This window comes from Streptomyces flaveolus, assembly GCF_014648815.1.
GTDB lineage: Bacteria > Actinomycetota > Actinomycetes > Streptomycetales > Streptomycetaceae > Streptomyces > Streptomyces flaveolus.
Genome location: NZ_BMRV01000002.1, coordinates 546657 through 571832, shown reverse-complemented (window position 1 = coordinate 571832; position 25176 = coordinate 546657). Strand labels below are relative to the sequence as shown.

Genomic DNA, 25176 nt, shown 5'->3' with positions numbered 1-25176 from the left:
ACGGACATGGCCTCTGAACGTCCCCGCGTGCTCTCCGGTATCCAGCCGACCTCCGGCTCGTTCCACCTCGGCAACTACCTCGGCGCCGTCCGCCAGTGGGTCGACATGCAGAACACCCACGACGCGTTCTACATGGTCGTCGACCTGCACGCGATCACGGTCCCGCAGGACCCGAAGGTGCTCCGGGAGAACACCCGCGTCGCCGTCGCCCAGCTCCTCGCGGCCGGACTCGACCCGGAGCACTGCACGCTGTTCGTGCAGAGCCACGTGCCCGAGCACGCCCAGCTCGGCTGGCTGATGAACTGCATCACCGGTTTCGGCGAGGCCTCCCGGATGACCCAGTTCAAGGACAAGTCCGCCAAGCAGGGCAGCGACCGCACCACCGTCGGCCTGTTCACGTACCCGATGCTGATGGTCGCCGACATCCTGCTCTACCAGGCCGACCAGGTCCCCGTGGGCGAGGACCAGCGTCAGCACCTCGAGCTGACCCGCGACCTCGCCGACCGGTTCAACCAGACCTACGGCGACACCTTCACCATGCCGAGCGCCTACATCCTCAAGGAGACGGCGAAGATCTACGACCTTCAGGACCCGACCGCCAAGATGAGCAAGTCGGCGGCCACCCCGAAGGGCCTGATCAACCTGCTCGACGAGCCGAAGGCCACCGCGAAGAAGGTCAAGAGCGCGGTCACGGACACCGACACGGTGATCCGCTTCGACCGCGAGCACAAGCCCGGCGTCAGCAACCTGCTGACGATCTACTCCACGCTCACCGGCGCGACGGTCCCCGAGTTGGAGCAGCAGTACGAGGGCAAGGGCTACGGCGCCCTGAAGACGGACCTCGCCGAGATCATGGTCGAGTTCGTGTCGCCCTTCCGGGAGCGCACCCAGCAGTACCTGGACGACCCGGAGACCCTCGACGCGGTGCTGGCCAAGGGTGCGGAGAAGGCGCGCACCGTCGCCGCCGAGACCCTCGCCCGGGCTTACGACGGCATGGGCTTCCTGCCCGCGAAGCACTGACCGGCGGTACCGCGCCGAGCGCCCGGCACAGCCGCCGTAGCGCTGCACATCACTCCGGTTGCGCCTGCCCGGGACGGGGTCGTGGCCGTACAGTCGATATCCGGGTGGCCGCATCGGCGGCCACCGCCGCACGCCGGTGGGCGGGCGGCACCGACAGAACGACAGGGAGACGACGTGGGGACCGTAACGATCGGCGTGTCGATCGCGGTCCCGGAGCCTCACGGCAGCCGGCTTCAGCAGCTGCGCGCGGGCTTCGGCGACGCCGCGGCACACGGCATCCCCACGCACGTCACCCTGCTGCCGCCGACCGAGATCGACGGCGCGGTGCTGCCCGCCGTCGAGTCGCATCTGGCGGAGGTGGCGGCCCGCGGCCGGCCCTTCCCGATGCGGCTGTCCGGCACCGGGACCTTCCGCCCGCTGTCGCCCGTGGTCTACGTCCAGGTCGTCGAGGGCGCCGCGGCCTGCTCCTGGCTCCAGAAGCGGGTCCGCGACTCCTCCGGGCCCGTCCCGCGCGAACTGCAGTTCCCGTACCACCCGCACGTCACGGTCGCGCACGGCATCGACGAGGCCGCGATGGACCGTGCCTACGAGGAGCTGGCCGACTACGAGGCCCAGTGGCCGTGCACCGGCTTCGCGCTCTACGAGCAGGGCGCCGACGGGGTGTGGCGCAAGCTGCGCGAGTTCCCCTTCGGCAGCGCGGTCGTGCCTCCGCAGGCCGGGCGCGTGGAGACCGGCTCCCTGCCGACCCGCTAGCGCACGGCCCCTACACCGGCAGCCGCCGGAACACCCCCCGCGGCAGGTGCCGCAGCGCCGACATCACCACCCGCAGTGCGCCCGGCACCCACACCGTCTCCGAGCGGCGCCGCAGTCCCAGCTCGATGGCCGACGCGACCGCCTCGGGCGTCGTGGCGAGCGGCGCCTCCTCCAGACCGGCGGTCATCCGCGACCGCACGAACCCGGGGCGTACGACCATGACGTGCACGCCCGTGCCGTGCAGCGCGTCGCCGAGGCCCTGCGCGAAGGCGTCCAGGCCGGCCTTGCTGGAGCCGTAGATGAAGTTGGCCCGGCGGGCCCGCTCCCCGGCCACGGACGACAGCACCACCAGCGAGCCGTGCCCCTGCGCCTGCAGCGCGCGGGCGCTCACCAGACCGGCCGAGACCGCGCCGGTGTAGTTGGTCTGCGCGACCCGCACGGCGTTCAGCGGCTCGCGCTCGTCGTGCGCCTGGTCGCCGAGGATGCCGAACGCGAGCAGCACCAGGTCGATGTCGCCCTCGGCGAACACCTTGCCCAGCGCCTCCTCGTGGGACTCGGGATCCAGCGCGTCGAAGGCGACGGTGCGCACCTCGGCGCCCAGCCCGCGCAGCTGCCCGGCCGCCGCGTCCAGCGCGGGGGAGGGGCGGCCGGCCAGCCACACGGTGCGGGTGCGGCGGGCGACCAGCCGGCGCGCGGTGGCCAGCGCGATCTCGGACGTGCCGCCGAGGACGAGAAGGGACTGGGGGAGGCCGAAGGCGTCCTTCACGACAGCTCCAGAGGGGGTCACAGGGCGAGGCGCCGGGACAGGTCGGACATGAACACCCCGCGCGGGTCCAGCTCCGCACGCAGTGCGCGGAAGTCGTCCAGGCGCGGGTACATCGCGGCGAGCAGCTCGGGCCGCAGCCGGGAGTCCTTGGCGAGGTAGACCCGGCCACCGGCCGCGGCGACCTCCTCGTCGAGCTCGTCGAGGAAGGCACCGAGCCCCGGCAGCCCGGCCGGGACGTCCAGCGCCAGGGTCCAGCCGGGCACCGGGAACGACAGCCAGCCCGGGTCGGCCTCCCCGAAGCGTTTGAGGACGGCCAGGAAGGACGGGCAGCGGTGCGCGGAGATGCGCCGCACGATCCGGCGCAGGGTCTCCTCCCGGCCGTGACCGACGACGAACTGGTACTGCACGAAGCCGCCGCGGCCGTAGATCCGGTTCCAGTGGGGCACCCCGTCCAGGGGGTGGAAGAAGGTGGAGATCCGCTGGAGCTGCCCGCGGCGCGCACGGGGGGCCTTGCGGTACCAGAGCTCGTTGAACAGGCCCACGCTCGTCCGGCTGAGCAGCCCCTCCGGCAGGAAACCGGGGGCGGCCGGCAGGCGCGAGGTGCGGAAGACCAGCGGCTCGCGGCGGGCCCGGGCGGGCAGCGCGTCCAGCGGGGCGTGATCGCCGCGGGTGAGCACCGCCCGGCCGGTCGCCGCCCCGCGCGCGAGGAGGTCGATCCAGGCGACCGAGTAGCGGTAGCGGTGGTCGGTGGCCGTCAGGCGGTCCATCAGGTCGTCGAGGTCGGCGGCGCGCTCGGTGTCGACCGACATCAGCGCGGTCTCGACCGGCTGGAGCCGCACGGTCGCGGTGAGGATCACCCCGGTCAGACCCATGCCGCCGGCGGTGGCGTCGAACAGCGGCGTGCCCCGGTCCACGGTGCGGACCCCGCCGTCGGCGGTGAGCAGCTCCACGGACAGCACGTGCCGGGCGAAGGAGCCGGACACGTGGTGGTTCTTGCCGTGGATGTCGGCGCCGATCGCCCCGCCGACCGTCACATAGCGGGTGCCGGGCGTGACCGGGACGAACCAGCCGAGGGGCAGCAGGACCTCCATCAGCCGGTGCAGGGAGACGCCCGCGTCGCACAGCACGGTGCCGCCGTCGACGTCGATGGCGTGGATCCGGTCCAGGCCCGTCATGTCGAGCACGGCACCGCCCGCGTTCTGCGCCGCGTCGCCGTACGCCCGGCCCAGCCCCCTCGGGATGCCGCCGCGGGCCCCGCAGTTCCGGACGGCCGCCGCGGCCTCCTCGTACGTCCGCGGACGGATCAGACGGGCCGCGGTGGGCGCGGTGCGGCCCCAGCCGGTGACGGGGCCCCACTCGTCGACGGGAACGGTGTCGGCAGACATGCCGGTGACCGTATCCCCCTTGGACGGGCGATCAGTTCCGGAACATTCCGTCCCTCCCCGAAACGGGTGATTAATGGTATGTCGCCCGATAATGCCGGACTTACCGCGCCGTCGGCGTGAACAGTGAGTCCCCATGGACGACCTCGACGACATGGACCACCGGATCGTGACGGCGCTCAGAGCCTGCGGCACGGACCCGCGCGTGGCCGCTGCCGCGCGCGCCCTGTCCTGGGCCGGGGAGCACGGAGCCCTGTGGCTCGCCGCGGGCCTCGCCTCGGCCGCGGTGGACGGCCCGCGACGGGCGGCCTGGCTGCGGGGCACCGCGCTCACCGCGGGCGCGCACCTGGCCAGCATGGGGGTGAAGCGGGTCGTGCGCCGCCCCCGCCCCCCGCACGTCCAGCCCCTGGTGCGCACCGCGGGCCGGCACTCCTTCCCCAGCTCCCACGCCACCTCCGCCGCGGCCGCCGCCGTCGTCTTCGGCGCGCTCGGCGTGCGCGCGGCCTGGCCGCTGGCCGCCGCCGTGTGCGTGTCCCGGCTGGTCGTCGGCGTCCACTACCCGTCCGACGTGGCGGCGGGCGCCGCGCTGGGCGCGCTCACCGCCCGGCTCGGCGCCGACTGGATGTGGGGAGGGACCCCATGACCGACACGGCCGTCCTGCGGCAGCGCGCCCCCGAGCAGCCCCCGCAGCCCGCACCGCCCCGCCGCGGCGGCCTCGCGGGCGGCCTGCTGAGGACCGCGCGCCCCCGCCAGTGGATCAAGAACGTCCTGGTCGTCGCCGCCCCCGCCGCCGCCGGCGAGCTGTTCTCCCGGCACGCCCTGGCACAGCTCGCCCTCGTCTTCGTCCTGTTCACCGCCTGCGCCGCCGCCGTCTACCTCGTCAACGACGCCCGCGACGCCGAGGCCGACCGCGCCCACCCGGTCAAACGCCACCGCCCGGTCGCCGCCGGACAGGTCCCGGTCCCGGCCGCCTACGCCGTCGGGGCCACCCTGGGCGTCCTCGCGCCGCTCGTCGCGGCCTGGCTGTGCCCGCCGCCCGTCGTGGCCCTGCTGATCGCCTACCTCGCGATGCAGGTGGCGTACTGCGTCAGCCTCAAGCACGTCCTGGTCGTCGACCTCGCCGTCGTCACCACCGGCTTCCTGATGCGCGCCATGATCGGCGGGCTGGCGCTGGGCATCCCGTTGTCGCGCTGGTTCCTCATCACCACCGGCTTCGGTGCCCTGTTCATGGTCTCCGCCAAGCGCTACAGCGAGGCCGTGCAGATGGCCGGCAAGGCGGGCGCCACCCGCGCCCTGCTCACCGAGTACACCACCGGCTACCTCCGCTTCGTCTGGCAGCTCGCGGCCGGTGTCGCCGTCCTCGGCTACTGCCTGTGGGCCATGGAGGAGGGCGGCGTCCCGCACACCAGCGTGCTGCCCTGGCGCCAGCTGTCCATGGTCGCCTTCATCCTCGCCGTGCTGCGCTACGCCGTCTTCGCCGACCGCGGCACCGCGGGCGAACCCGAGGACGTCGTCCTGCGCGACCGGGCCCTCGCGCTGATCGGCGTGGTGTGGGTGGCGATGTACGGCCTGGCGGTGGCCAATTGGTAGCCGGCCGGCGCGAACTGCTGGGCTTCGCCACCGCCGGACTGCTCGCCTACGCCGTCGACCTCGGTCTCTTCACCGTGCTGCGCGGCCCCGCCGGACTCGGCCCGCTCACCGCCAAGGCCCTGTCCTTCGTCGCCGGCTGCTCCGTGGCCTACGCGGGCAACGCGCTGGGCACCTACCGGCACACCCGCCCGCGGGGCCTGCGCCCGTACGCCGTGTTCTTCGCGGTGAACGCCGCCGGTGCCGCCGTGCAGCTGCTGTGCCTGGCCGTCAGCCACTACGGCCTCGGCCTCACCTCGCAGCGCGCCGACACCGTCTCGGGCGCGGGAATCGGCATGGCACTGGCCACCATCCTGCGTTTTTGGGGCACAAGGACACTGGTCTTCCGCTCCGGGGAGACGACCGGCCGCCGGCCGGGATCATGGACCGGGACAACCGGGGGCAGAGTCGGATCATGGACTGGCTGAAGAAGCTCCCCGTGGTGGGGCCGTGGATCGCACGGCTGACGACCACGCACGCGTGGCGGTCGTACGAGCGGCTGGACCGGGTCAAGTGGACGCGGCTGGCCGCCGCGATGACGTTCACCAGCTTCGTCGCGCTCTTCCCGCTGCTCAGCCTCGCCGCCGCCGTCGCCGCCGCCACGCTCAGCAAGGAGCAGCAGGACAAGCTCCAGGACAAGATCGCCGAGCAGGTGCCGGGCATCTCCGACCAGCTGAACATCCAGGGCCTGGTCGACAACGCCGGCACCGTCGGCCTCATCGCCGGCCTCCTGCTGCTCTTCACCGGCATCGGCTGGGTCGACGCCACCCGGGGCTGTCTGCGTGCCGTCTGGGAGGTGCCGGACGAGGAGGAGAACCCGCTCCTGCACCGGGCCAAGGACGCGGGCGTCCTCGTCGGCCTCGGCGGCGCCCTCCTGGTCACCGTCGGCATCTCCACCGTCGCCTCGGCGCTCGTCGGCTGGATCATCCGCCAGCTGGGCATCGCCGAGGGCGGCTTCGGCGGCGTCCTGCTCTACATCGCCGCCTTCCTCGTCGCCGTCCTCGCCGACTTCCTCCTGTTGCTGTACGTACTGACCCTGCTCCCCGGCGTCCAGCCGTCCCGCCGCCGCCTGCTGGTGGCCGCCCTGATCGGCGCGGTCGGCTTCGAACTGCTCAAGCTGCTGCTGAGCGGCTACATGCAGGGCGTGGCCACGAAGAGCATGTACGGCGCCTTCGGCGTCCCCGTCGCCCTGCTGCTGTGGATCAACTTCACCTCGAAGCTGGTGCTGTTCTGCGCCGCCTGGACGGCCACGGGCAGCAAGGCCGAGGAACTCACGGACGGGACCGGCGACGCACCAGCTCCGGCAGCGGCCAGCGACGGTTGACCAGGAACGCGCCGCCCGCGAGCAGCACCAGCACCCCGGCGGCGATGCCAGCCGCCATCCCGACGCCGGTGGAGCCGTCCACGGCCGGGGCGCCCGCCACCGGCTTCGTCCCCACGGCGGCCTTCCCGCTGCCGCCCCCGGCCTGACCCGAGGCCTCGGGTCCCGGACTCGCCTGCACCGCGCTCCTCGGCGGCACCAGCTCACCCACCGGCTTCACCTTGCCGGCCGCCTGGAAACCCCAGTCGAACAGCCGGGCGGTCTCCTTGTAGACCTCGTTGTGCTCGCTCTTCGCCGGGTTCATCACGGTGACGAGCAGCACCCTGCCGCCGCGCTCGGCGACACCGGTGAAGGTGGCGCCCGCGTTGGTGGTGTTGCCGTTCTTCACGCCGGCGATGCCGGGGTAGACCCCTATGTCGGAGTCGCCGGCCAGCAGCCGGTTGGTGTTCTGGATCTCGAAGGACTCACGGGACACCTTGCCCTTCTTGTCCTTGGCCGTCCTGCCCGGGAACTTCGCGCGGACCGTCGAGGCGTACTCGCGGAAGTCCTTCTTCTGCAGCCCCGAGCGGGCGAACAGCGTCAGGTCGTACGCGGAGGAGACCTGGCGGGGCGCGTCGTAGCCGTCGGGGCTGACCACGGTGGTGTCGAGGGCCTGCAGCTCCTCGGCGTGCGCGTTCATGTCCGCCACGGTCTTGTCGACGCCGCCGTTCATCGCCGACAGTACGTGCACGGCGTCGTTCCCGGAGCGCAGGAAGACGCCGAGCCACAGGTCGTGGACGGTGTACGTCTCCTCCTCCTTGATGCCGACCAGGCTGGACCCGGCGCCGACGCCCGCGAGGTCGGACACCGCCACCTTGTGCCGCGTGGTCTTCGGCCACTTCGGCAGCAGCGTGTCGGCGAACAGCATCTTCAGGGTGCTCGCCGGGGCCAGCCGCCAGTGCGCGTTGTGCGCGGCGAGCACGTCGCCGGACTCGGCGTCGGCCACGATCCAGGAGCGGGCGGTGAGGTCTTTGGGCAGGACCGGGGCCCCGCCCGCGAGGTCGACCTGCGTCCCGGGCTGCCCGAGCCGCGTGCCGCCCACGGACGACATCGTCGCCGGAGGTGTGGCCGTCGGGCTCGCCGAGGGGCTCGTCGACGGGCCGGGCGCCGCGTACGCGGCCGGCGTGAGGGACAGGGCGGTCAGGGCGGCGGAGGTGACCAGCAGGGATCGCCGGACGGTCTTCTTGGGTGCGGGCACGAGCGAGAACGTACCGCCCGGACGCGGCACGGGCCCAGCCACCTCCCCACCCCGGACACGGAACCGGACAGGCGGCGGAGATACTGAGGACATGAAGCTCAGCCGCCCCGTCTCCTGGTTCCTGCTCGCCTTCGGGGTGTGGAGCTGGATCATCTGGATCACTTTCGTCAAAAACCTGGTCAAGGACGGCAGCGGGCTGGCCTTCGAGGACGGCGACCCCACGGCGTACTTCTGGGTGCACCTGCTGCTCGCGATCGTCTCCTTCGTATTGGGGACGGTCGTCGGGGTCATCGGGTTGCGCGGAGTGCGCGCACTGCGCCGAACGTCATAACGTCACGGACGTCACAACTGAGGGGATCCGACGGCATGGTGGTCGTCTTCGCGCTCGTCGCACTGGCCGTGGTGGGCGTCCTGGTGACGGCCAACTGGTACGTGTGGCGGCGCCTGTTCCGCGACACGACCCGCGGGCCCGGCACCGCGCGCCGCATCGGCACCGTGGTGATCGCCGGCGGCTGGGCGCTGGCCGTCGGCGCCCTGGTCGCCGAGCGCACGGGCGCCCCCTTCTGGCTCCAGCGCGTCCTGGCCTGGCCCGGCTTCCTGTGGCTGGCCCTGTCGGTCTACCTGCTGCTGGCGGTGCTGGCGGGCGAGGCCGTACGGCCGCTGCTGCGCCGCTTCCTGGAGCGGCGGGCGGCCGCGCGGCCGGCGGACCCGGGTGAGCTGCGGGCTCCGGCCGCGGACCCGGAGCGGATACCGGCGGGGACCGCGCCGCCCAGGACACCCCCCGCCGGCCCCGAGCCGTCCGCCGCGTCCGGCGCCACGCCCGCGAGCCCCCTCGCCGTCCCCTCGCGCCGTCTGTTCGTCTCCCGCGTCGTCGCCGGTGCCGCTGCCGCGGCGGCCGTCGGGACGGTCGGGTACGGCACGTACGGCGTGCTGCGCGGCCCGAGGGTCAAGCGGGTCACCGTGCCGCTGGCCAAGCTGCCGCGCGCCGCGCACGGCTTCCGCATCGCCGTGGTCAGCGACATCCACCTCGGCCCGGTGCTCGGCCGGGGCTTCGCGCAGACGGTCGTCGACACGATCAACTCCACGCAGCCCGACCTCGTCGCCGTCGTCGGCGACCTGGTGGACGGCAGCGTGAAGGACCTCGGCCCGGCGGCGGCCCCGCTCGCGCAGCTGCGGGCGCGGCACGGCGCGTACTTCGTCACCGGCAACCACGAGTACTTCTCCGGCGCCGAACAGTGGGTCGCCGAGGTACGGCGCCTGGGCCTGATCCCGCTGGAGAACGCCCGCACCGAGCTGCCCCACTTCGACCTGGCCGGCGTCAACGACGTGGCGGGCGAGGACGAGGGCCAGGGCCCCGACTACGCCCGCGCCCTCGGCGACCGCGACCGGGCCCGCGCCTGCGTGCTGCTCGCCCACCAGCCCGTGCAGATCCACGACGCCGTCGACCACGGCGTCGACCTTCAGCTCTCCGGCCACACCCACGGCGGCCAGCTCTGGCCCGGCAACCTCATCGCCGGCGCCGCCAACCCGACGCTGGCGGGCCTGGAGCGCTACGGCGACACCCAGCTGTACGTCAGCCGGGGCGCGGGCGCCTGGGGCCCGCCCACCCGGGTGGGGGCGCCGTCGGACATCACGGTGATCGAGCTGGCGTCCCGTCAGGCCTGACCGGTGGTCTTCCTGGCCGCCGGGTCGGGCAGCGCGCTGGTCATGCCGGGCAGGAAGTCCGTGAACAGCTCGTGCACCTCGCGCACCAGCGGGCGCAGCACCCGGAACCGGGCCAGCGCCACACCCCGCGCGGTGAGCCGGGCGCCGCGCTCGGCGAGCCGGTAGCTGCGCTCGCGCCCCGGGGTGCGGTCGAAGACCCAGTACAGGACCAGCCCCATCTGGGAGAGCCACATCAGCTCGGGGAGGATGTCCCGCAGCTCCTCGGGCACCTTGGTCTTCGCGCCGGCCAGCACCGCGCGGTGGACGCTGATCGCCTCCACGCGCGCGTGTTCCGACTCCGGGGAGAAGGGGCTGAGCGGGCTGTCCGGGTCGGCGGCGTTCTTGAAGAACTGCACCGCGAACTCGTGGTACGGCGTCGCGATGTCCAGCCACACCTTCAGCACGCCCGCGAGCCGCGCCTCCAGGTCGGTCTCCCGCGCCAGGACCTCACGGACCGCCGCCTGGTGCTCGGCGGCGATCCGGTCGTAGAAGCCCTGGATCAGGTGCTCCTTGCCCGCGAAGTAGTAGTAGGCGTTGCCGACGGAGACGCCGGCCTCCTGGGCGATGGCCCGCATGGTCGTCCGGTCGTAGCCGCGTTCCTGGAACAGCCGCATGGCCGTCTCCAGGATCAGCGCGCGAGTCTGCTCGGACTTGCTGAGGGAGGCACCGTCGTCGGGGCCGTCGTTCTTTGCAGGCACAGGAAGAGAGCCTAACGAGTGACGCAGGCGCCGTCGTCGCAGCCCGGTCCGGTGTACAGCCAGCCGAGCCCCGGCTCGTAGGCCCACCCGTCGGCGCGGCGGTACCCGTTGCCGCCCCACCGCTTCTGCCCGTCCCGCCACTTGGCGGCGGCCAGGACGGCTCCGCGGGCCAGCCGCGCCCCGGTGGGCGTGCTGAGCCGGTGGGCGAGCCTGCGGTACTTGCGCAGCGCCCACAGGACGACGATCCAGGCGGCGGCGCCCCGGTAGACCTGCCCGGCGTCACCGACGGCGGTGACCTCGTCGAGGGAGGCGCCGTGGTCGAGGCCGGGGAACCGCCGCCGGGCCTCGTCCGATCCGGCCGGGACCAGGTCCAGCGGCACCAGCCGGGCCTGGCGCAGCAGCCAGTCCCGCACGTGGGCGCACAGGGAGCATTCGGCGTCGTAGAGGACGGTGAGCCGGCGCACGGGGGCGCCGGCCGTCCCGGGAGCGGGAGCCATCGGCTCAGGCCCCGGCCGTCGGGGCCACCCAGCCCTGCGGCGGGACCGGCGGCACCTGCTCCCGCTCCATCAGGCCGCGCCGCCGGATCTTGTTGAGCACGTACACGTTGCCCAGGTGCATCACGCCGAGCACCAGCAGCACCACGCCCACCTTGGTCGACAGCGCCTCGAAGATGCCGCGGGTGTCGGTGATGGTCTCGTCGTCGCTCAGGTAGAGGGCCACGAAGCCGAGGTTGACGAGGTAGAAGCCGACCACCAGGAGGTGGTTGACGGCGTCGGCGAGCTTCTCGTTGCCGTGCAGGACGTCGGCGAGGAAGACCCGCCCGTTGCGGCTGAGCGTGCGGGCCACCCAGACGGTCAGACCGATGCTGACGACCAGGTAGATGACGTAGGCGATGACGGTGCGGTCCATGCCCCACCCCTTCTTGAACGCGTTCAAAACGCTGACAGGGTTGACTGTAGACCTGCTTTTGAACGTGTTCAACTCGAGGGTGGAGTGGTCCGCGTCACGGGACCGGCGCTTACGGCCGGCGGCCGAGCTCGGGACGCTTGGAGTAATCGGTCAGGCCGATGACGTTGCCCCAGGGGTCGGCGAACTCGACGGTCCAGCCGGTGGCGACGGGGAACGGCTCGTCGAGCGGCGTGATGCCCGCCTCGCGCAGCGCCCCGGCGGCCGTACGGGCGTCGGGAACCTCCAGCCACACCCGCGCGGAGGGCCACAGCGGCGGGCGCCGCCCGAACTCCTCCTCGGCCCGCAGCAGGACGCCCGGTGTCTCTCCGCCGACCTTCAGCAGCGCGATCCCGGCCTCGTCGAGCCGGAAGGCCACGGGGAAGCCGGCCCGCTCGTAGAACCCGACGGCCTCACCGAGGTCACCGACGGGCAGCAGCACGTTGTCGAACCCGAGCAGTTCGTACGACTCGTCATCTGACATGGAGTCAGGCTAGGACGGTCATCGCCCGGAACGGCTGATTGTCAGCCCTCGTCGGGTGCGCGCTTAGGCCGTCCGGCGGCAAGGATCTCGGCGACGTCCAGGGTGACCTCGGCACCGAGGGAGCCGGGGAGGGTGACGGTCTCACCGGGGGAGTGGACGCGGTGGGTGGAGTAGTCGGCGCAGTCGGGGTCGGTGAGGACGTGCAGGCGCTGGTGCTTGCGGTCGACGATCACGTAGACGGGGACCATGGCGGCGGCGTAGGCGGTGACCTTGGCCTTCAGGTCGTTCTTCCAGTTGCTGGAGGTGACCTCCAGGACGAGGCGGAAGCAGACCGGGTCGTAGCAGTTGTTCTCGACGAGGTGGTCGTCGACGTCGGCGTCCACGATCGCCAGGTCGGGAATCGCGTAGTCCTCGGCGTCGGTGGTCAGCCAGAGACCGATGCCCTGGCGCACTTCGGTTTCGCCGTCGTCAAGGCCCGCCGCGATGAACGGGCGCATGAGTTTGGTCAGGGCGCGGGAGTGCGGGCCGTCCGGTGGCGGGGTCACGAGGAGCTGGCCTCCGATGATCTCGACGCGGTAGCCCGGATTGCGGTCCATGAGGCGGTTCGCTTCCGCGATCAGCGGAAGGTCGCCGTGGGGCAGCTCGACGGATGCTGCGGACATCGCGTGCCTCCTAGGGGGCTGGTGTCGAGACCATCATCGTAGGCCGGACCGGGCCCGCGAGGCCCTTCATCGCCCCTTCACCCGATCGTGTGGCATATGCCAGAGGGCCCCGTTTCCAGGGGAAACGGGGCCCTCACCGGCCTACGGCGGCGAACCGGCGGACGTCAGAAGCGGCGCGTGATCAGCGCCCGCTTCACCTCCGCGATCGCCTTGGTGACCTCGATGCCGCGCGGGCAGGCGTCCGTGCAGTTGAAGGTCGTGCGGCAGCGCCAGACGCCGTCGCGGTCGTTGAGGATCTCCAGCCGCTGCTCCCCGGCCTCGTCACGCGAGTCGAAGATGAAGCGGTGGGCGTTCACGATCGCGGCCGGGCCGAAGTACTGGCCGTCGTTCCAGAACACCGGGCACGAGGACGTGCAGGCGGCGCACAGGATGCACTTCGTCGTGTCGTCGAAGCGCTCGCGGTCCTCGGCGGACTGCAGGCGCTCACGCGTCGGCTCGTTGATGTCCTTCGTGATCAGGAAGGGCATCACGTCCCGGTACGCCTGGAAGAACGGCTCCATGTCGACGACCAGGTCCTTGAGGACCGTCAGGCCCTTGATGGGCTCGACCGTGATCGGCTTCTCGGGGCTGATGTCCTTGATCAGCGTCTTGCAGGCCAGCCGGTTCTTGCCGTTGATCCGCATGGCGTCGGACCCGCAGATGCCGTGGGCGCAGGAACGACGGAAGGTCAGCGTGCCGTCCAGGTCCCACTTGATCTTGTGAAGGGCGTCGAGGACGCGCTCCTTCGGGTCGATCTCCAGCTGGAAGTCCTGCCAGGTCGCCTCCGCCGAGACCTCCGGGTTGAACCGGCGGACCCGCATGGTGACGGTGATGTAGGGGGAGTCGGCGAAACCGGGCTCGGGGGCCTTGTCGCTCTTCTCCATGACAGGGGTAGCCATCAGTACTTACGCTCCATCGGCTGGTAGCGGGTCTGGACGACCGGCTTGTAGTCCAGACGGATGGACTCGGCGCCGTCGTCGCCCACCTCGCGGTACGCCATGGTGTGGCGCATGAAGTTGACGTCGTCGCGGTTGGGGTAGTCCTCGCGGTAGTGACCGCCGCGGGACTCCTTGCGGGCGAGCGCGGAGACCGCCATGACCTCGGCCAGGTCGAGCAGGTTGCCCAGCTCGACGGCCTCCAGCAGGTCGGTGTTGAACCGCTTGCCCTTGTCCTGGATGGCCACGTTCTTGTAGCGCGCGCGCAGTTCGGCGATCTTCTCGACGGCCGTCTTGATCGTCTGCTCGGTGCGGAACACCATGACGTTGGCGTCCATGGTCTCCTGCAGCTCGCGGCGCAGCTCGGCCACCCGCTCGTTGCCGGTGGAGGTACGCAGCCGCTCGATCTGCTCGACGACCAGGGACTCCGGGTTCTCCGGCAGCTCGACGAAGTCCGCCTTCTGCGCGTACTCCGCGGCGGCGATGCCGGCCCGCTTGCCGAAGACGTTGATGTCCAGCAGCGAGTTGGTGCCCAGGCGGTTGGCGCCGTGCACCGACACGCAGGCGACCTCGCCGGCCGCGTACAGACCCGGCACGACGGTGGTGTTGTCCGCGAGGACCTCACCCTCGACGTTGGTCGGGATGCCGCCCATGGCGTAGTGCGCGGTGGGCTGGATCGGGATCGGGTCCGTGTAGGGCTCGATGCCGAGGTAGGTCCGCGCGAACTCCGTGATGTCGGGCAGCTTGGCGTCCAGCTGCTCCGGCGGGAGGTGGGTGAGGTCCAGATAGACGTGGTCGCCCTCGGGACCGCAGCCGCGGCCCTCGCGGATCTCGGTGTAGATCGAGCGGGAGACGACGTCACGGGACGCGAGGTCCTTCATGACCGGCGCGTACTTCTCCATGAAGCGCTCGCCGTCCTTGTTGCGGAGGATGCCGCCCTCACCGCGGGCGCCCTCCGTCAGCAGGATGCCCATGCGCCAGATGCCGGTCGGGTGGAACTGGAAGAACTCCATGTCCTCCAGCGGCAGCCCGCGCCGGTACACGGCCGCCTGGCCGTCACCGGTCAGCGTGTGCGCGTTCGACGTCACCTTGAAGAACTTGCCGGTGCCGCCGGAGGCGTAGATCACGGACTTCGCCTGGAAGACGTGGATCTCGCCGGTCGCCAGCTCGTAGGCCACCACGCCGGCCGACTTCTTGACGCCGTCGACCTCGGTGATCAGCTGGTCCAGGACGTAGAACTCGTTGAAGAACTCCACGCCCTCCTTGACGCAGTTCTGGTACAGCGTCTGGAGGATCATGTGGCCGGTGCGGTCGGCCGCGTAGCAGGAGCGGCGGACCGGGGCCTCGCCGTGGTTGCGGCTGTGACCGCCGAAGCGGCGCTGGTCGATGGTGCCGTTCGGGGTCCGGTTGAACGGCAGGCCCATCTTCTCCAGGTCGAGGACCGAGTCGATGGCCTCCTTCGCCAGGATCTCGGCGGCATCCTGGTCGACCAGGTAGTCACCGCCCTTGACCGTGTCGAAGGTGTGCCACTCCCAGTTGTCCTCCTCCACGTTGGCCAGCGCGGCGGCCATGCCGCCCTGCGCGGCGCCCGTGTGGGAGCGGGTGGGGTAGAGCTTCGTCAGGACGGCGGTGCGGCTGCGCTTGGTCGACTCGATGGCCGCGCGCATGCCGGCGCCACCGGCGCCGACGATGACGGTGTCGTACTTGTGGATCTTCATGATTCTCGCAGCCCCGTGCCTAGCGGATGTTCGGGTCGAAGGTGAAGATCACCAGCGTGCCCAGCAGGATGGTGAACACCGTGGCGGTGTAGAGCAGGCCCTTGAGCCACAGCCGGGTGTTCGCGCGCTCCGCGTAGTCGTTGATGACCGTGCGCAGGCCGTTCGCGCCGTGCAGCATCGCGAGCCAGAGCATCAGCAGGTCCCAGACCTGCCAGAACGGCGAGGCCCAGCGGCCGGCGACGAAGGCGAAGCCGATCTTCGAGACGCCGCCGTCCAGCACCAGCTGGATGAGCAGGTGCCCGATGACCAGGACGACCAGCACCACGCCGGACAGGCGCATGAACAGCCAGCCGTACAGCTCGAAGTTGCCGCGCGTGGACTTCGGGGTCTTCTTCGTGCGCTGACGAGGGGCTTCGATCAGCGGCGCCGGGTTGTCGACCGTGTAGACGGAGGCACCCTCGACGGGGCCGATGCCGGAAGCGGACTTTTCAGTAGTGGACATGCGCGTCAGCTCCCGAACAGTTCACGAGCGGCGTGGCCGAGCACGGGGTAGATCGCCCCGAGCATCAGCAGGACCCAGACGGCGACGACGGTCCAGAGCATCTGCTTCTGGTAGCGGGCGCCCTTGATCCAGAAGTCGACGGCGATGACACGCAGGCCGTTGAGCGCGTGGAACAGGATGGCGGCGACGAGGCCGTACTCCAGAAGCGCGACGATCGGCGTCTTGTACGTGGCCACGACGGTGTCGTAGGCCTCGGGGGACACACGGACGAGAGCGGTGTCCAGCACGTGAACGAACAGGAAGAAGAAAATGAGGACGCCGGTGACTCGGTGAGCCACCCAGGACCACATTCCTTCCCGGCCGCGGTACAGCGTTCCAGCCGGCACGGAAGTTTCCTCCGGGAGCGGGGATTGGGGCCGCGCCGGCTTTCCTTGTCGGTCGGGCCCGGCCGGGTACGGTCCACCGGCCCCCAGCATCGTAGCGACGGTTGCCTGTGGTGCTTACGGGGGGCCTGCCTATGTGATCAAAGTTGCACTCAAAGGAGCAGTGGGGTGGCTGCGGGCGGCTACTGGAGTGGGGGGTTTGGGTGGTTTGCCGGGTGCCGGTCGTCGGTGGCCGGTCGCGCCCACGCGGCGGAGTCGCTGATGTCAGGGCCCCGCGCCCCCAGCTGTCGGGTCAGTCGCCCGCGCGCCAGGCGGCGCAGTTCGTCGGACGCGACCAGCCGTTCCTCGTCCGGATCGTTTGCCAAACGTGACCGGATGCCTGCGAGCACGTGGTCCAGGGCCTCGTTCGGCGGCATGTCGTCCAGGCAAATGACGAACACATGTCCGAAGCGGGCCTCGTACGCCGCCGTCGCCGCGCTCAGGGCCGTGTGGGCCGCCGCGTACGTGTCCTCCGGCAGGGCGGGCAGGGCCTCCGCCGCCAGGGCCTCCGCCAGATCCTGCGGGGTCAGGTCGTACGCCGCCTCGTCGGCCGCCGCCAGGAGGGACGGGAGGTCGGGGTAGGGGCGGTGGGCGGTCACGCGGCGGGCCCAGTCACGGCTGTTCAGGCAGGTGAGGAGGGAGCGGACGGCCTCGTCGGTGGGGGCCGCGTTGAAGCGCTCCAGCGAGGAATGCGTGACCTGTGAGGCGCGGGTTTGCTCCGGCACGGGTATGGCGACTCGGCCGGAGAGGTCTGGGAGGCGGTGCGCAGGCAGCGTGGGTCCTTGTGGGCGTCACGTGTGTGTCGGCAGGGGATTGTGCGAAATATGTGGCGACACGTTATCGAGAGAGGGCATCGCATGTCCGTACGCTGCCCGAATTTCACTCGAACGGGAGAGTTTCGGAACATGTGGTGGACGCATGATGGAGTCGGCGGCCTTAGGTTGGCGCTGTGAGCCAGCACGGACGCCGGACACCGGCGCACAAGGTGAGGCAGCGGGCAGTGATCGCCGGCGCGGCGGTCGCGGCGCTCGGCGTGGGAGTCGGCCTGTGGGCCACCGACGGCGACGGGAACGGCGGGCCCGCGGGCTCCACGGCGCGGTCCTCCGGCGAGGCCGCCGCCCCCTCCGCCCCGCCCAGCCCCAGCCGCTCCTACGCCCTCTCCCAGGAGCCGCGGACCGTACCGGCCGTGCGGCAGCACACCCCGGCCCGCGGCCCCGGCTGGCAGCCCGGCCCCGGTCACCGGGTCGTCGTCGCCGACCCGTCCCTCGCCGACGAGGGGCGTCTGGTGGCCGGCGAGCTGGGGATGACGTACGCCGGTGAGCAGGACGACGCCCGCGCCGGGGACCTGCGGCTGGAGATCAAGGCCGACAAGGGCGCGAACCCCGAGTCGTACTCCATGACCGTGCGCGACGGCCGGGTGACCGTCAGCGGGCCGGCCGAGGCGGGCGTCTTCTACGGCACCCGCACCCTGAAGCAGTCGGTGGACGGCGGCGGCACCGCGCCGGAGGGGGTCGTGAAGGACGAGCCGGCCAAGCCCAAGCGCGGCTTCATGCTCGACATCGCCCGCAAGCACTACGACGCCGACTGGATCAAGGACCGGGTCCGCGAGCTGGGCGACCTGAAGTACAACGAGCTGGGCCTGCACTTCTCCGACGACCAGGCCTTCCGCATCGAGTCCGACTCGCATCCGGAGATCGTCTCCCAGGACCATCTGACCAAGGCCGAGGTCAAGGAGATCACCGACCTCGCCGCCTCCCGGCACATCACCGTCGTCCCCGAGATCGACTCGCCGGGCCACCTCGGCGCGGTGATCGCCGCGCACCCCGACCTCCAGCTGCGCAACGTCCGGGGCACGGCCACGCGCGGGGCGATCGACATCTCCAAGCCGGAGGCCGCCGAGATCGTCGACGACCTGCTGAACGAGTACGCCGATCTCTTCCCCGGCTCCCAGTTCCATCTCGGCGCCGACGAGTACCAGGCGCTCGTGGTGCAGGACCCCGAGGCGTCCTACCCGACGCTGGCCGCCGCCGCCCGCGAGGCCTACGGCTCCGGCGGCACCGTCGCCGACCTGACCACCGGCTGGCTCAACGGCCGCGCCAAGACCGTCCTCGCCCACGACCGCACCCCGCGCGCTTGGAACGACGGCTTCTTCAAGGACACGTCCGTCGCACCCCTGAAGGACATCAAGGTCGCCTACTGGACCGGCAAGGAGATCGGCGCCCGCCCGCCGGCGGAGTACCTGAGCGCGGGCCGCGACGTCCTCAACTACAACGACGAGTTCCTCTACTACGTGCTCGGCGAGCCGCAGACCTTCGTCTACCCGACCGGCCGGCGCATCTACGAGCAGTGGACCCCGCGGGTCCTGCGCGGCACCACGGCCGTCGACGCGAAGTACGACGACCAGATCCTCGGCGGCAGCTTCGCGGTCTGGGGCGACATCCCGAACGCCCAGACGCAGGCACAGGTCGCCGCCGGCATCCGGCTGCCGCTGGCGGCGACGGTCCAGAAGCTGTGGGACCCGGGCAAGCCCGAGCTGTCCTGGGCGGACTTCAAGGCGCTGGCCGACCGGCTCGACTGACCCCCGCCCGACCGGGCAGCGCCGGATTGTCCGATAAGGCTGCGAACTCCCGTACGGCTGTGGTGATGTTTGGGCGAGCCGAACCGACACGCCGGGGGGAGCCGGGACATGGGCTACTGGGGGTATTTCGTCGTGGGCCGCGCCGAGCGGCCGCTCGCGGAGCTGGACGCGCTGGAGGGCGCCGCGGACATGACCCTGCGGCTGTCCGCGCCGGACGGGTGGCAGGTGTGGGAGTACCCGGGCGGCGACGGCGACGTCGGGAACATGAACGACCTGGCCGCGCAGACCGGCGCGCCCGCGCTGTTCGGGTACGTCATGGACAGCGACTGCGTGGTCGTGGAGGCGGCGGCGCCCGCGAGCGGGGCGTGGACCACCTGTCTGGTGCGGGCCGCGATGGCCGGGTACCTCGGCGCCGAGAACGAGGGGCTCACGCTGGAGGACTACTTCCTCGAGCCCCGCGACGCCGCCGAGCGCGCCGTCGCCTGGGCCGCCGAGGCCGGGCGCACCGCGGACGCCGGGGAGCTGGCCGACGTGCTGGCGGCCGATCCGGGGGACGACGCGGCTCCCGGCGCGGGCCCCGCGTCCGGGGCGGCCCCGACGGCCGAAGACCTCTTCTTCCGCTTCCTCGACCGGCTCGGCGTGGTGCCGCTGTGACACTCACGGGCCGTCGCACGCAGTAAGGGGAAGTGCGAGTTCCGTGGCGGAACGCGGGCCGGGGCGGTAGGGACGAGGAGGCGCCGGATGAGTCTGGTGGAACTGATCGCGCAGGCCGACGCACGCGGGCTCGCCGCGAGCGGACTGGCCTGTCTGGACCGCTGCCTGCCCCTGCTGGACGGCGACGACGACGTGCTGCGGCCGTTGTGGGCGACCCTCGCCGACGGGGACGTGAGCGGGGACGGCCCCGCCTGGGCGCAGGCGTGGGAGCAGGTCCGCGGCAAGCTCGCCGGGCCCGACGCGGCCGACGAGGACGAGGCCGTCCTGCTGGCCCGGCGGATGCTGGCCGCCGCCCCGGCCGGGTGCTCGGCCGCCGAGGTGCGGGCCTGGGCCGACGCCTGCTCCGTGGCCTCGCTGCGCATCCACCGGCTCCTCGACCCCGCCACGGAAGCCGGCGGTGGTGCCGACGCCGGCCGCGAGGAGCCCGCCCGGGGCGCGTCGCCGCTGGTTGCCGCCGAACTGCGCCGCCAGGTCACCGTCCTGGAGCTGCTCGCGGGCCACGGCCCGGCCGGGCTGCGGGGTGCCCTGGACGTGTCCACGGAGGGACGCCGGGTGCTGCGCGCGGTGGTCTCCCGCAGGGCGCGCGGACGCGGCTGACGCCGGCCGGGCTGTGACCGTCCTGCGGGGACGGCGCGGCGGTGGTGCGGTGGACGTGGGGGAGGTGGGGCGGTCCTGCGCCGGTTGCGGAACCACCGGCGAAACGGTGTGACGAAACGCCGCCGGACGACGCTCTTGCGGGTGTGACGACTGTGACCAGCGAAGCGACGGTGACCAGCGGGACCACGGTCCCGACCACCCCGGCTGCCGGGACCACGGGTGCCGATCCGGCGGTGGAGCGGCCCCGGGCCGCCACCAGGCCGGTGCGGTGGGCGGCCGACACGGTGGCCGTGATGCGCGAGGGCGCGCGGCTGCGCCTGGACTACTCACCCCAGAGTCTGTGGCGCGTCGACCGCATGATCGACGGCATCCGGGGCGAGGGAGCCCCCTACGCCGCGGTGGAGACCGTCCTGCGCGGGCTCGGCGCCTACGCCGGTGAGGTGATCGTGCGGGAGAGCGGCGCCGAGTGGTGGGCGACCGGCGGCGACCACTGGATCCGCACCCGTGACGGCCGCCTCTGGGACCCGATCGACGAGGCCCGCCGCTGCTTCGCCGGCGACGGGTCGCTGCGCCTGCTGTGCCGGGAGGCGACGGCGGGCCGGTGACGCCCAGGCGCTCGCTGTGACACTTCCGTGCGGCCCGACGCTGATGACCTTGGGGGCGGGCTCGACGAGCGCGCCGGCAATCCGGTACGGACGAGGACGCTTCTTGGGCCGAGGAGGGGAACCCCGCCGCGTACAGGCGTACGACGGGGAACTGGGCGCGGCCGTCGCGCTGGCCCAGGAGGGTGACGAGGCCGCCTTCGCGGTCGCCTACCGGCTCGTGCAGCCCGGCCTGCTCGGCTATCTGCGCGGGCTGGTCGGGGACGACGCCGAGGACGTGGCGTCCGACGCCTGGCTGGAGATCGCCCGCGACCTGGGGCGCTTCCGCGGCGACGGGGCCGGTTTCCGGGGCTGGACGGCGACCATCGCCCGGCACCGGGCGCTGGACCACCTGCGCCGCCAGAAGGTGCGGCCCCGGGCGTCGGCGCTGGAACAGGACGTGCTGGACCTGCCCGGCCCGCACTCCACCCACGACCAGGCGCTGGAGACGCTGTCCACCCAGGCCGCCCTGGGCCTGGTGCGGGGGCTGCCGCGGGATCAGGCGGAGGCCGTGCTGCTGCGCGTCGTCGTCGGCCTCGACGGCCCCGCGGCCGCGCGCGTCCTCGGCAAGCGGCCGGGCGCGGTGCGCACGGCGACGTACCGGGGGCTGAAGCGGCTGGCCCGGCAGCTGGGCACCGACGGTGTGACGGATGAGGGGCCCAGGACGCTGGGGGAGTCGACATGAGGGACGCCGACGGCGGCGGCCCGGGGGACCGAGCGGGAACGGAAGCGGACATGGGTGCACAGCGGAGCGACGGCGGCCACGGCCACCGTCCTGCCCACCCAGACGCCCGGGACGCCCGGGACACGTTGGGCGTCTCGCGGCCCGGTGACGGCGGGTCCGAGGGCCTCCGGTCCGCCGGGCCCGATGCCCGGGATGCTCGGGGCGCCGGGGGCGCTTCGGGTGTCTCGCGGGCCGAGGTGGGCGGTTCCCAGGGGCACTGGTCTGCCGGGCCCGATGGCCGGGACGCTCGGGGCGCCGGGGGTACTTCTGGCGTCTCGCGGGCCGAGGTGGGCGGTTCCCAGGGGCACTGGTCTGCCGGGCCCGATGGCCGGGACGCTCGGGGCGCTTGGGACACTTCTGGCGTCTCGCGAGGCGGCGAGGGCGGTTCCCGGGTCCGCCGGTCTGCTCAGCCCGATGCCCAGGGCGCCCTCGACGTGGCGGTGGTCGAGGGGCTGCTCGTCGCGGCCCTGCGCGGTGGCGCTCTCGGGGCCGAGGGTGAGCAACGGGCGGTGGACGCCTTCCGGGCGGCCCGGGACGCGGGGGCGCACCGTGCGGGGCGCACCGCGCGGGTCCGCCGCCGCGACGACTGGCGGCCCCGGGAGCGGCGACGCGCGCGCCGCTCCCTGAGGACCACCCTCTCCGTCGTGCTGGCGAGCCTCACGCTCGGCGGCGTCGCGTACGCGGCGATCGGGGCGGGCGACGCGGGCGGTTCCCCCGCCGAGGGCACTCCCTCCGCCGGGAACCGCGGTCCGGCGTCCACCGCCGCCCCCGCCGGTACGGACAGCACCGGCCGCCCCGCCGGGCCGGGGCCCTCCGTCCCGCCCTCCGGTGCCACCGCCGCGTCCGGCGCCCCGACCGCCGGCCGGGACTCCGAGGCCCGCTGCCGTGCCTACGAGCGGGTCGAGGGGCGCGGCCGCGCGTTGGACGCCACGGCCTGGCAGCGGCTCGTCGCGGCGGCGGGCGGTGAGCGGCACGTCGCGGCGTACTGCGCCCGGCAGCGCACCCGGCAGACGGAACCCGCGACCGCGAACGACGGCAACACCGGGGCTACCGGGAACACCGGGACATCTGAGAGCAACGGGACTTCGGGGAGCGGGGCCGCCGGGAACCCCGGGACGGCCGGGAACACCGGAACGGCTGGGAGCGGGCCGGACGGGCCGGCCCAGGCGACCGGCAACTCCGGCACCTCCGGCAACGGCACCGAGGGCGGCGAGAGCGCCGACGGAAACGCCGATGGCGGCCGGCAGGCGGGCCAGGACCGCGGCAAGGGCGAGTAGCCCCGCGCCGGAGGCGAAGGCGGTGGCCAAGGCAACGGCCGGGGCCGCCACCCCCCACAGGAGAGGCCCCGGCCGTCGCGCGGCACGGGCCGCGCGGCGACCCGTACTCCCTACAGCGCCGCCGATGCGTTTTCTGTCACACCCCACCGCGTCACGGCTTAGTTGCGTCTTGTACGGCAATGCGATGAGGACATGGACGAGCGGCGGTTTCAAGACGTAACGTGCCTTTCGCGCCGACCAGCGGGGGACGTTTCCCGCATCACAGCAGCGGTGGACCACCGCAACCACTCATTGAGGAACCACGACGGCGAGCATCCGGCCCGCGAGAGCGGCGCCGGCTGAGGCGCAAAGAGAGGCGCGTTCGGTGCTGGGGGACGACGCGGAGCTGACCGCCGCGGTGCGTGCGGCACAGGACGGGGACGAGACCGCGTTCCGGACTGTGTACCGCGCTGTGCACCCGCGCCTGCTCACCTACGTGCGGACGCTGGTCGGTGATCCGGACGCCGAGGACGTGGCGTCCGAGGCGTGGCTGCAGATCGCCCGTGACCTGGAACGCTTCGACGGTGACGCGGACCGGTTCCGCGGCTGGGCCGCCCGTATCGCCCGCAACCGCGCGCTGGACCACATCCGTATGCGCGGACGCCGGCCGGCGATCGGCGGCGACGAGACGGAGCTGACCGGCAAGCCCGCCGAGTCGGACACCGCCGGCGAGGCCATCGAGGCCCTGGCCACCGACAGCACCCTCTCCCTCATCGCGCGGCTGCCCCAGGACCAGGCCGAGGCGGTCGTCCTGCGCGTGGTCGTCGGCCTCGACGCCAAGAGCGCGGCCGAGACGCTGGGCAAGCGCCCCGGTGCCGTCCGCACGGCGGCGCACCGGGGTCTGAAGCGCCTGGCCGAACTGCTCGGCGGCGATCCGGAATCCACCGGGGTGCTCGACGCCCTGCCGCCCCAGCGAGAACCGCGCCGCCGTGCGGTGACGTCCGCGACTGTGACGCATACGCGTGCGCGGACGCAGAAGGACATGTGATGGCCGACGAGCAGGACGGGTGGCTGGACCGCGAAACGGCGGAGATCTTGCTGCGCGGAGAGTCGCTGAACGCTGTCGACCCCGCGGTCCGGGACCGGGCCGAACGGCTCGCCGAAACCCTGGACGCGCTGGCGGCGTACCCCGCGCCGACCAGCGGGGAACTGCCCGGTGAGGCCGCCGCGCTGGCCGCCTTCCGCAAGGCGCGCGCCGACGACGCGGCGGAGTGGGCCGGCGGTCCGGCCGCCCTCGGCCACGGCACCGCGACGACGCCGTCCGACGCCGGGCTGGTCCGCATCGGCCCCCACCGCGACGGCGCCGGGCGCGCCCGCTGGGGCCGTCCGCTGCGCCTCGGACTGGCCGCCGCGCTGACCGCCGGCATGGTCGGCGGCGTCGCGGTCGCGGCCGGAACCGGAGTCCTGCCGACCCCGTTCGGCGGTACCGGCCCGGACCCCGCCGCCACCGTCTCGGCGGCGGCGACCCCCGGCCGCCCGCTCGGCTCACCCACCCCACTGGACGGCCTGCGGGGCGGGCCCACGCCCGACGGTGCCACGTCCGGCCCCTCCGGCAGCGGGACCACGCGCGACGAGGCGGGCGGCGGCTCGGCCGGCGACCGCGGCCCCGACGCCGACGACCGGGCGTCGGGCGCAGCGGACGGCCACCGGCGGGAACTCGCCACGTCCTGCCGTGACGTGAGCGCCGGCAAGGCACTCGACGGTGCCCGCAGGCGCGCGCTGACGGAGGCGGCCGGCGGCACCGCACGGGTGGGCACGTACTGCCGGAGCGTCCTCGCGGGCACCGGTGCCACGACCCGGGGCCGGACCGGGGGCAGCACCGGGGAGGCCACGGAGGGTGCCCCGGGCGGGGCGGCCGGCGACGGCGAGCCCCGGAAGAGCGCCGGCGGCACAAGCGGCAATGACGGCAAGAACGGCAACGACGGCAAAAACGGCAACGAAGGCAAGAGCGACAAGGGCGGCAAGGGCGGCAAGAGCGGCCAGGGTGAAAAGGACGGCAGCGGCGAGCAGGGTGGCGGAAAGCAGGGCGACGACGGCGGGGACGAGGGCGAGGACGGCCCGCACATAGCCCCCCGCGCTCACGGGGCCCCGGCGCTGCGGCCCGCCCACGCCACGGGCGCGCCCGCGGCCGTGCTGCCCCTGCCGGACCTGCGGCCGAAGTACGCTCCGCAGGAGCTGCAGGGTCTTGGCAATACCGCCTGACCTGCACTTTTGCGAGCGGGCGGAATTTTTCCCGCCGTAGGTGTGACACTTTTGGCCGCCGGGGCGCAGTACTGAGTGAGCCGACTGGTCATCGGCTTCTTGCACTGAGCCGGGGTTCCCCCCGTACCTACGGCTCGTGCACCTCGGCGCGGGCGGGACACGTTCCCCCGGTCCCGCCCGCGCCCCATCC

Annotated in this window: 29 protein-coding genes; 16 read left to right on the top strand and 13 right to left on the bottom strand. The window is 72.8% G+C overall.

Annotated features, from left to right (window positions below; translation table 11 throughout):
* Nucleotides 1-6 precede the first annotated feature (6 nt).
* Together trpS and IEZ05_RS06520 are read left to right on the top strand one after the other, a co-directional pair.
* Nucleotides 7-1020: a tryptophan--tRNA ligase gene (trpS, locus tag IEZ05_RS06525; RefSeq protein WP_189229038.1), complete on the top strand. Its 1014-nt coding sequence runs from the start codon at nucleotides 7-9 to the stop codon at nucleotides 1018-1020.
* A gap of 174 nt (nucleotides 1021-1194) precedes the next feature.
* Nucleotides 1195-1773, top strand: coding sequence for a 2'-5' RNA ligase family protein (locus IEZ05_RS06520; protein ID WP_189229037.1), 579 nt, complete (start codon nucleotides 1195-1197; stop codon nucleotides 1771-1773).
* A 10-nt stretch (nucleotides 1774-1783) separates the two neighbouring features.
* On the opposite strand, the gene IEZ05_RS06515 is transcribed toward IEZ05_RS06520, so the two are convergent.
* A complete protein-coding gene (locus IEZ05_RS06515; RefSeq protein ID WP_189229036.1) occupies nucleotides 1784-2539 on the bottom strand; it encodes a decaprenylphospho-beta-D-erythro-pentofuranosid-2-ulose 2-reductase in 756 nt (251 codons plus the stop codon).
* A 17-nt stretch (nucleotides 2540-2556) separates the two neighbouring features.
* Nucleotides 2557-3924, bottom strand: coding sequence for an FAD-binding protein (locus IEZ05_RS06510; protein ID WP_189229035.1), 1368 nt, complete (start codon nucleotides 3922-3924; stop codon nucleotides 2557-2559).
* 133 nt (nucleotides 3925-4057) lie between these two features.
* On the opposite strand from IEZ05_RS06510, the gene IEZ05_RS06505 reads away from it, so the two are divergent.
* From IEZ05_RS06505 to IEZ05_RS06490, 4 genes are read left to right on the top strand one after another with little or no spacing between them, the layout of a single operon-like run.
* Nucleotides 4058-4564, top strand: coding sequence for a phosphatase PAP2 family protein (locus IEZ05_RS06505; protein WP_189229034.1), 507 nt, complete (start codon nucleotides 4058-4060; stop codon nucleotides 4562-4564).
* The gene (locus IEZ05_RS06500; protein WP_189229033.1) at nucleotides 4561-5511 is read left to right on the top strand and encodes a decaprenyl-phosphate phosphoribosyltransferase; all 951 of its coding nucleotides are present in this window, start codon (nucleotides 4561-4563) and stop codon (nucleotides 5509-5511) included. The genes IEZ05_RS06505 and IEZ05_RS06500 overlap by 4 nt, the downstream gene beginning before the upstream one ends.
* Nucleotides 5505-5975: a GtrA family protein gene (locus IEZ05_RS06495; protein WP_189229032.1), complete on the top strand. Its 471-nt coding sequence runs from the start codon at nucleotides 5505-5507 to the stop codon at nucleotides 5973-5975. Before IEZ05_RS06500 ends, IEZ05_RS06495 begins: the two co-directional genes overlap by 7 nt.
* Nucleotides 5963-6871, top strand: coding sequence for a YihY/virulence factor BrkB family protein (locus IEZ05_RS06490; RefSeq protein ID WP_229869584.1), 909 nt, complete (start codon nucleotides 5963-5965; stop codon nucleotides 6869-6871). The genes IEZ05_RS06495 and IEZ05_RS06490 overlap by 13 nt, the downstream gene beginning before the upstream one ends.
* Here IEZ05_RS06490 and IEZ05_RS06485 read toward each other — a convergent pair.
* On the bottom strand, nucleotides 6819-8105 hold the full coding sequence (locus IEZ05_RS06485) for a D-alanyl-D-alanine carboxypeptidase family protein (RefSeq protein ID WP_373298729.1): 1287 nt from the start codon (nucleotides 8103-8105) through the stop codon (nucleotides 6819-6821). The genes IEZ05_RS06490 and IEZ05_RS06485 overlap by 53 nt on opposite strands.
* Before the next feature lie 91 nt (nucleotides 8106-8196).
* Here IEZ05_RS06485 and IEZ05_RS06480 point away from each other — a divergent pair, with 91 nt between their 5' ends.
* The gene (locus IEZ05_RS06480; RefSeq protein WP_003974124.1) at nucleotides 8197-8436 is read left to right on the top strand and encodes an SCO4848 family membrane protein; all 240 of its coding nucleotides are present in this window, start codon (nucleotides 8197-8199) and stop codon (nucleotides 8434-8436) included.
* Nucleotides 8437-8471: 35 nt separating this feature from the next.
* Entirely contained in the window at nucleotides 8472-9770 is a 1299-nt protein-coding gene (locus IEZ05_RS06475; protein WP_189229029.1) for a metallophosphoesterase, read from the top strand.
* On the opposite strand, the gene IEZ05_RS06470 is transcribed toward IEZ05_RS06475, so the two are convergent.
* From IEZ05_RS06470 to IEZ05_RS06425, 10 genes are all read right to left on the bottom strand, one after another.
* On the bottom strand, nucleotides 9761-10507 hold the full coding sequence (locus IEZ05_RS06470; RefSeq protein WP_189229028.1) for a TetR/AcrR family transcriptional regulator: 747 nt from the start codon (nucleotides 10505-10507) through the stop codon (nucleotides 9761-9763). The two genes, IEZ05_RS06475 and IEZ05_RS06470, sit on opposite strands and share 10 nt — an antisense overlap.
* Nucleotides 10508-10518: 11 nt before the next feature.
* Nucleotides 10519-11004, bottom strand: a complete 486-nt coding sequence (locus tag IEZ05_RS06465) for a thiol-disulfide oxidoreductase DCC family protein (RefSeq protein WP_189229027.1) — start codon at nucleotides 11002-11004, stop codon at nucleotides 10519-10521.
* Between the two features lie 4 nt (nucleotides 11005-11008).
* Nucleotides 11009-11416 (bottom strand): hypothetical protein, encoded by a 408-nt coding sequence (locus IEZ05_RS06460; RefSeq protein WP_189229026.1) that lies wholly within the window; start codon nucleotides 11414-11416, stop codon nucleotides 11009-11011.
* 109 nt (nucleotides 11417-11525) lie between these two features.
* Nucleotides 11526-11936 carry a VOC family protein gene (locus tag IEZ05_RS06455; RefSeq protein ID WP_189229025.1) on the bottom strand — a complete coding sequence of 137 codons (411 nt, stop codon included), beginning with the start codon at nucleotides 11934-11936 and terminating at the stop codon, nucleotides 11526-11528.
* A gap of 41 nt (nucleotides 11937-11977) precedes the next feature.
* A complete protein-coding gene (locus IEZ05_RS06450; protein ID WP_189229024.1) occupies nucleotides 11978-12598 on the bottom strand; it encodes a Uma2 family endonuclease in 621 nt (206 codons plus the stop codon).
* 164 nt (nucleotides 12599-12762) lie between these two features.
* Complete coding sequence (locus IEZ05_RS06445; protein WP_189229023.1) at nucleotides 12763-13536, bottom strand: succinate dehydrogenase iron-sulfur subunit; 774 nt, start codon at nucleotides 13534-13536, stop codon at nucleotides 12763-12765.
* Nucleotides 13536-15290: a succinate dehydrogenase flavoprotein subunit gene (sdhA, locus tag IEZ05_RS06440; RefSeq protein ID WP_189229022.1), complete on the bottom strand. Its 1755-nt coding sequence runs from the start codon at nucleotides 15288-15290 to the stop codon at nucleotides 13536-13538. Before sdhA ends, IEZ05_RS06445 begins: the two co-directional genes overlap by 1 nt.
* Before the next feature lie 19 nt (nucleotides 15291-15309).
* Nucleotides 15310-15792, bottom strand: a complete 483-nt coding sequence (locus IEZ05_RS06435; protein ID WP_189229021.1) for a succinate dehydrogenase hydrophobic membrane anchor subunit — start codon at nucleotides 15790-15792, stop codon at nucleotides 15310-15312.
* Nucleotides 15793-15797: 5 nt separating this feature from the next.
* Nucleotides 15798-16178, bottom strand: a complete 381-nt coding sequence (gene sdhC, locus IEZ05_RS06430) for a succinate dehydrogenase, cytochrome b556 subunit (RefSeq protein WP_189229020.1) — start codon at nucleotides 16176-16178, stop codon at nucleotides 15798-15800.
* Between the two features lie 179 nt (nucleotides 16179-16357).
* On the bottom strand, nucleotides 16358-16939 hold the full coding sequence (locus IEZ05_RS06425) for a 2-oxo-4-hydroxy-4-carboxy-5-ureidoimidazoline decarboxylase (protein ID WP_189229019.1): 582 nt from the start codon (nucleotides 16937-16939) through the stop codon (nucleotides 16358-16360).
* Nucleotides 16940-17214: 275 nt separating this feature from the next.
* On the opposite strand from IEZ05_RS06425, the gene IEZ05_RS06420 reads away from it, so the two are divergent.
* The 8 genes from IEZ05_RS06420 to IEZ05_RS06385 all read left to right on the top strand — a co-directional run bounded on the left by IEZ05_RS06420 (nucleotide 17215) and on the right by IEZ05_RS06385 (nucleotide 24986).
* Complete coding sequence (locus IEZ05_RS06420) at nucleotides 17215-18792, top strand: beta-N-acetylhexosaminidase (RefSeq protein WP_189229226.1); 1578 nt, start codon at nucleotides 17215-17217, stop codon at nucleotides 18790-18792.
* A gap of 108 nt (nucleotides 18793-18900) precedes the next feature.
* Nucleotides 18901-19446 carry a hypothetical protein gene (locus tag IEZ05_RS06415; RefSeq protein ID WP_189229018.1) on the top strand — a complete coding sequence of 182 codons (546 nt, stop codon included), beginning with the start codon at nucleotides 18901-18903 and terminating at the stop codon, nucleotides 19444-19446.
* 87 nt (nucleotides 19447-19533) lie between these two features.
* Entirely contained in the window at nucleotides 19534-20103 is a 570-nt protein-coding gene (locus IEZ05_RS06410) for a hypothetical protein (protein ID WP_189229017.1), read from the top strand.
* Between the two features lie 170 nt (nucleotides 20104-20273).
* A complete protein-coding gene (locus IEZ05_RS06405; protein ID WP_373298732.1) occupies nucleotides 20274-20708 on the top strand; it encodes a hypothetical protein in 435 nt (144 codons plus the stop codon).
* 103 nt (nucleotides 20709-20811) lie between these two features.
* Nucleotides 20812-21429 (top strand): RNA polymerase sigma factor, encoded by a 618-nt coding sequence (locus IEZ05_RS06400; protein WP_189229016.1) that lies wholly within the window; start codon nucleotides 20812-20814, stop codon nucleotides 21427-21429.
* Between the two features lie 473 nt (nucleotides 21430-21902).
* On the top strand, nucleotides 21903-22745 hold the full coding sequence (locus tag IEZ05_RS06395) for a hypothetical protein (RefSeq protein ID WP_189229015.1): 843 nt from the start codon (nucleotides 21903-21905) through the stop codon (nucleotides 22743-22745).
* A 364-nt stretch (nucleotides 22746-23109) separates the two neighbouring features.
* Nucleotides 23110-23772: an RNA polymerase sigma factor gene (locus tag IEZ05_RS06390; protein ID WP_189229014.1), complete on the top strand. Its 663-nt coding sequence runs from the start codon at nucleotides 23110-23112 to the stop codon at nucleotides 23770-23772.
* Nucleotides 23772-24986 (top strand): serine/threonine-protein kinase, encoded by a 1215-nt coding sequence (locus IEZ05_RS06385; protein ID WP_189229013.1) that lies wholly within the window; start codon nucleotides 23772-23774, stop codon nucleotides 24984-24986. Before IEZ05_RS06390 ends, IEZ05_RS06385 begins: the two co-directional genes overlap by 1 nt.
* Nucleotides 24987-25176 lie beyond the last annotated feature (190 nt).

Bases quoted from the DNA above. Each gene is read 5' to 3' on its own strand.
- IEZ05_RS06490 (WP_229869584.1), top strand. From the start codon at position 5,963: ATGGACTGGCTGAAGAAGCTCCCCGTGGTGGGGCCGTGGATCGCACGG.
- IEZ05_RS06465 (WP_189229027.1), bottom strand. From the start codon at position 11,004: ATGGCTCCCGCTCCCGGGACGGCCGGCGCCCCCGTGCGCCGGCTCACC.
- sdhA (WP_189229022.1), bottom strand. From the start codon at position 15,290: ATGAAGATCCACAAGTACGACACCGTCATCGTCGGCGCCGGTGGCGCC.
- IEZ05_RS06460 (WP_189229026.1), bottom strand. From the start codon at position 11,416: ATGGACCGCACCGTCATCGCCTACGTCATCTACCTGGTCGTCAGCATC.
- IEZ05_RS06385 (WP_189229013.1), top strand. From the start codon at position 23,772: ATGGCCGACGAGCAGGACGGGTGGCTGGACCGCGAAACGGCGGAGATC.
- IEZ05_RS06415 (WP_189229018.1), top strand. From the start codon at position 18,901: ATGGGCTACTGGGGGTATTTCGTCGTGGGCCGCGCCGAGCGGCCGCTC.
- IEZ05_RS06435 (WP_189229021.1), bottom strand. From the start codon at position 15,792: ATGTCCACTACTGAAAAGTCCGCTTCCGGCATCGGCCCCGTCGAGGGT.
- IEZ05_RS06450 (WP_189229024.1), bottom strand. From the start codon at position 12,598: ATGTCCGCAGCATCCGTCGAGCTGCCCCACGGCGACCTTCCGCTGATC.
- trpS (WP_189229038.1), top strand. From the start codon at position 7: ATGGCCTCTGAACGTCCCCGCGTGCTCTCCGGTATCCAGCCGACCTCC.
- IEZ05_RS06445 (WP_189229023.1), bottom strand. From the start codon at position 13,536: ATGGCTACCCCTGTCATGGAGAAGAGCGACAAGGCCCCCGAGCCCGGT.
- IEZ05_RS06410 (WP_189229017.1), top strand. From the start codon at position 19,534: ATGAGTCTGGTGGAACTGATCGCGCAGGCCGACGCACGCGGGCTCGCC.
- IEZ05_RS06500 (WP_189229033.1), top strand. From the start codon at position 4,561: ATGACCGACACGGCCGTCCTGCGGCAGCGCGCCCCCGAGCAGCCCCCG.
- IEZ05_RS06510 (WP_189229035.1), bottom strand. From the start codon at position 3,924: ATGTCTGCCGACACCGTTCCCGTCGACGAGTGGGGCCCCGTCACCGGC.
- IEZ05_RS06455 (WP_189229025.1), bottom strand. From the start codon at position 11,936: ATGTCAGATGACGAGTCGTACGAACTGCTCGGGTTCGACAACGTGCTG.
- IEZ05_RS06480 (WP_003974124.1), top strand. From the start codon at position 8,197: ATGAAGCTCAGCCGCCCCGTCTCCTGGTTCCTGCTCGCCTTCGGGGTG.
- IEZ05_RS06505 (WP_189229034.1), top strand. From the start codon at position 4,058: ATGGACGACCTCGACGACATGGACCACCGGATCGTGACGGCGCTCAGA.
- IEZ05_RS06475 (WP_189229029.1), top strand. From the start codon at position 8,472: ATGGTGGTCGTCTTCGCGCTCGTCGCACTGGCCGTGGTGGGCGTCCTG.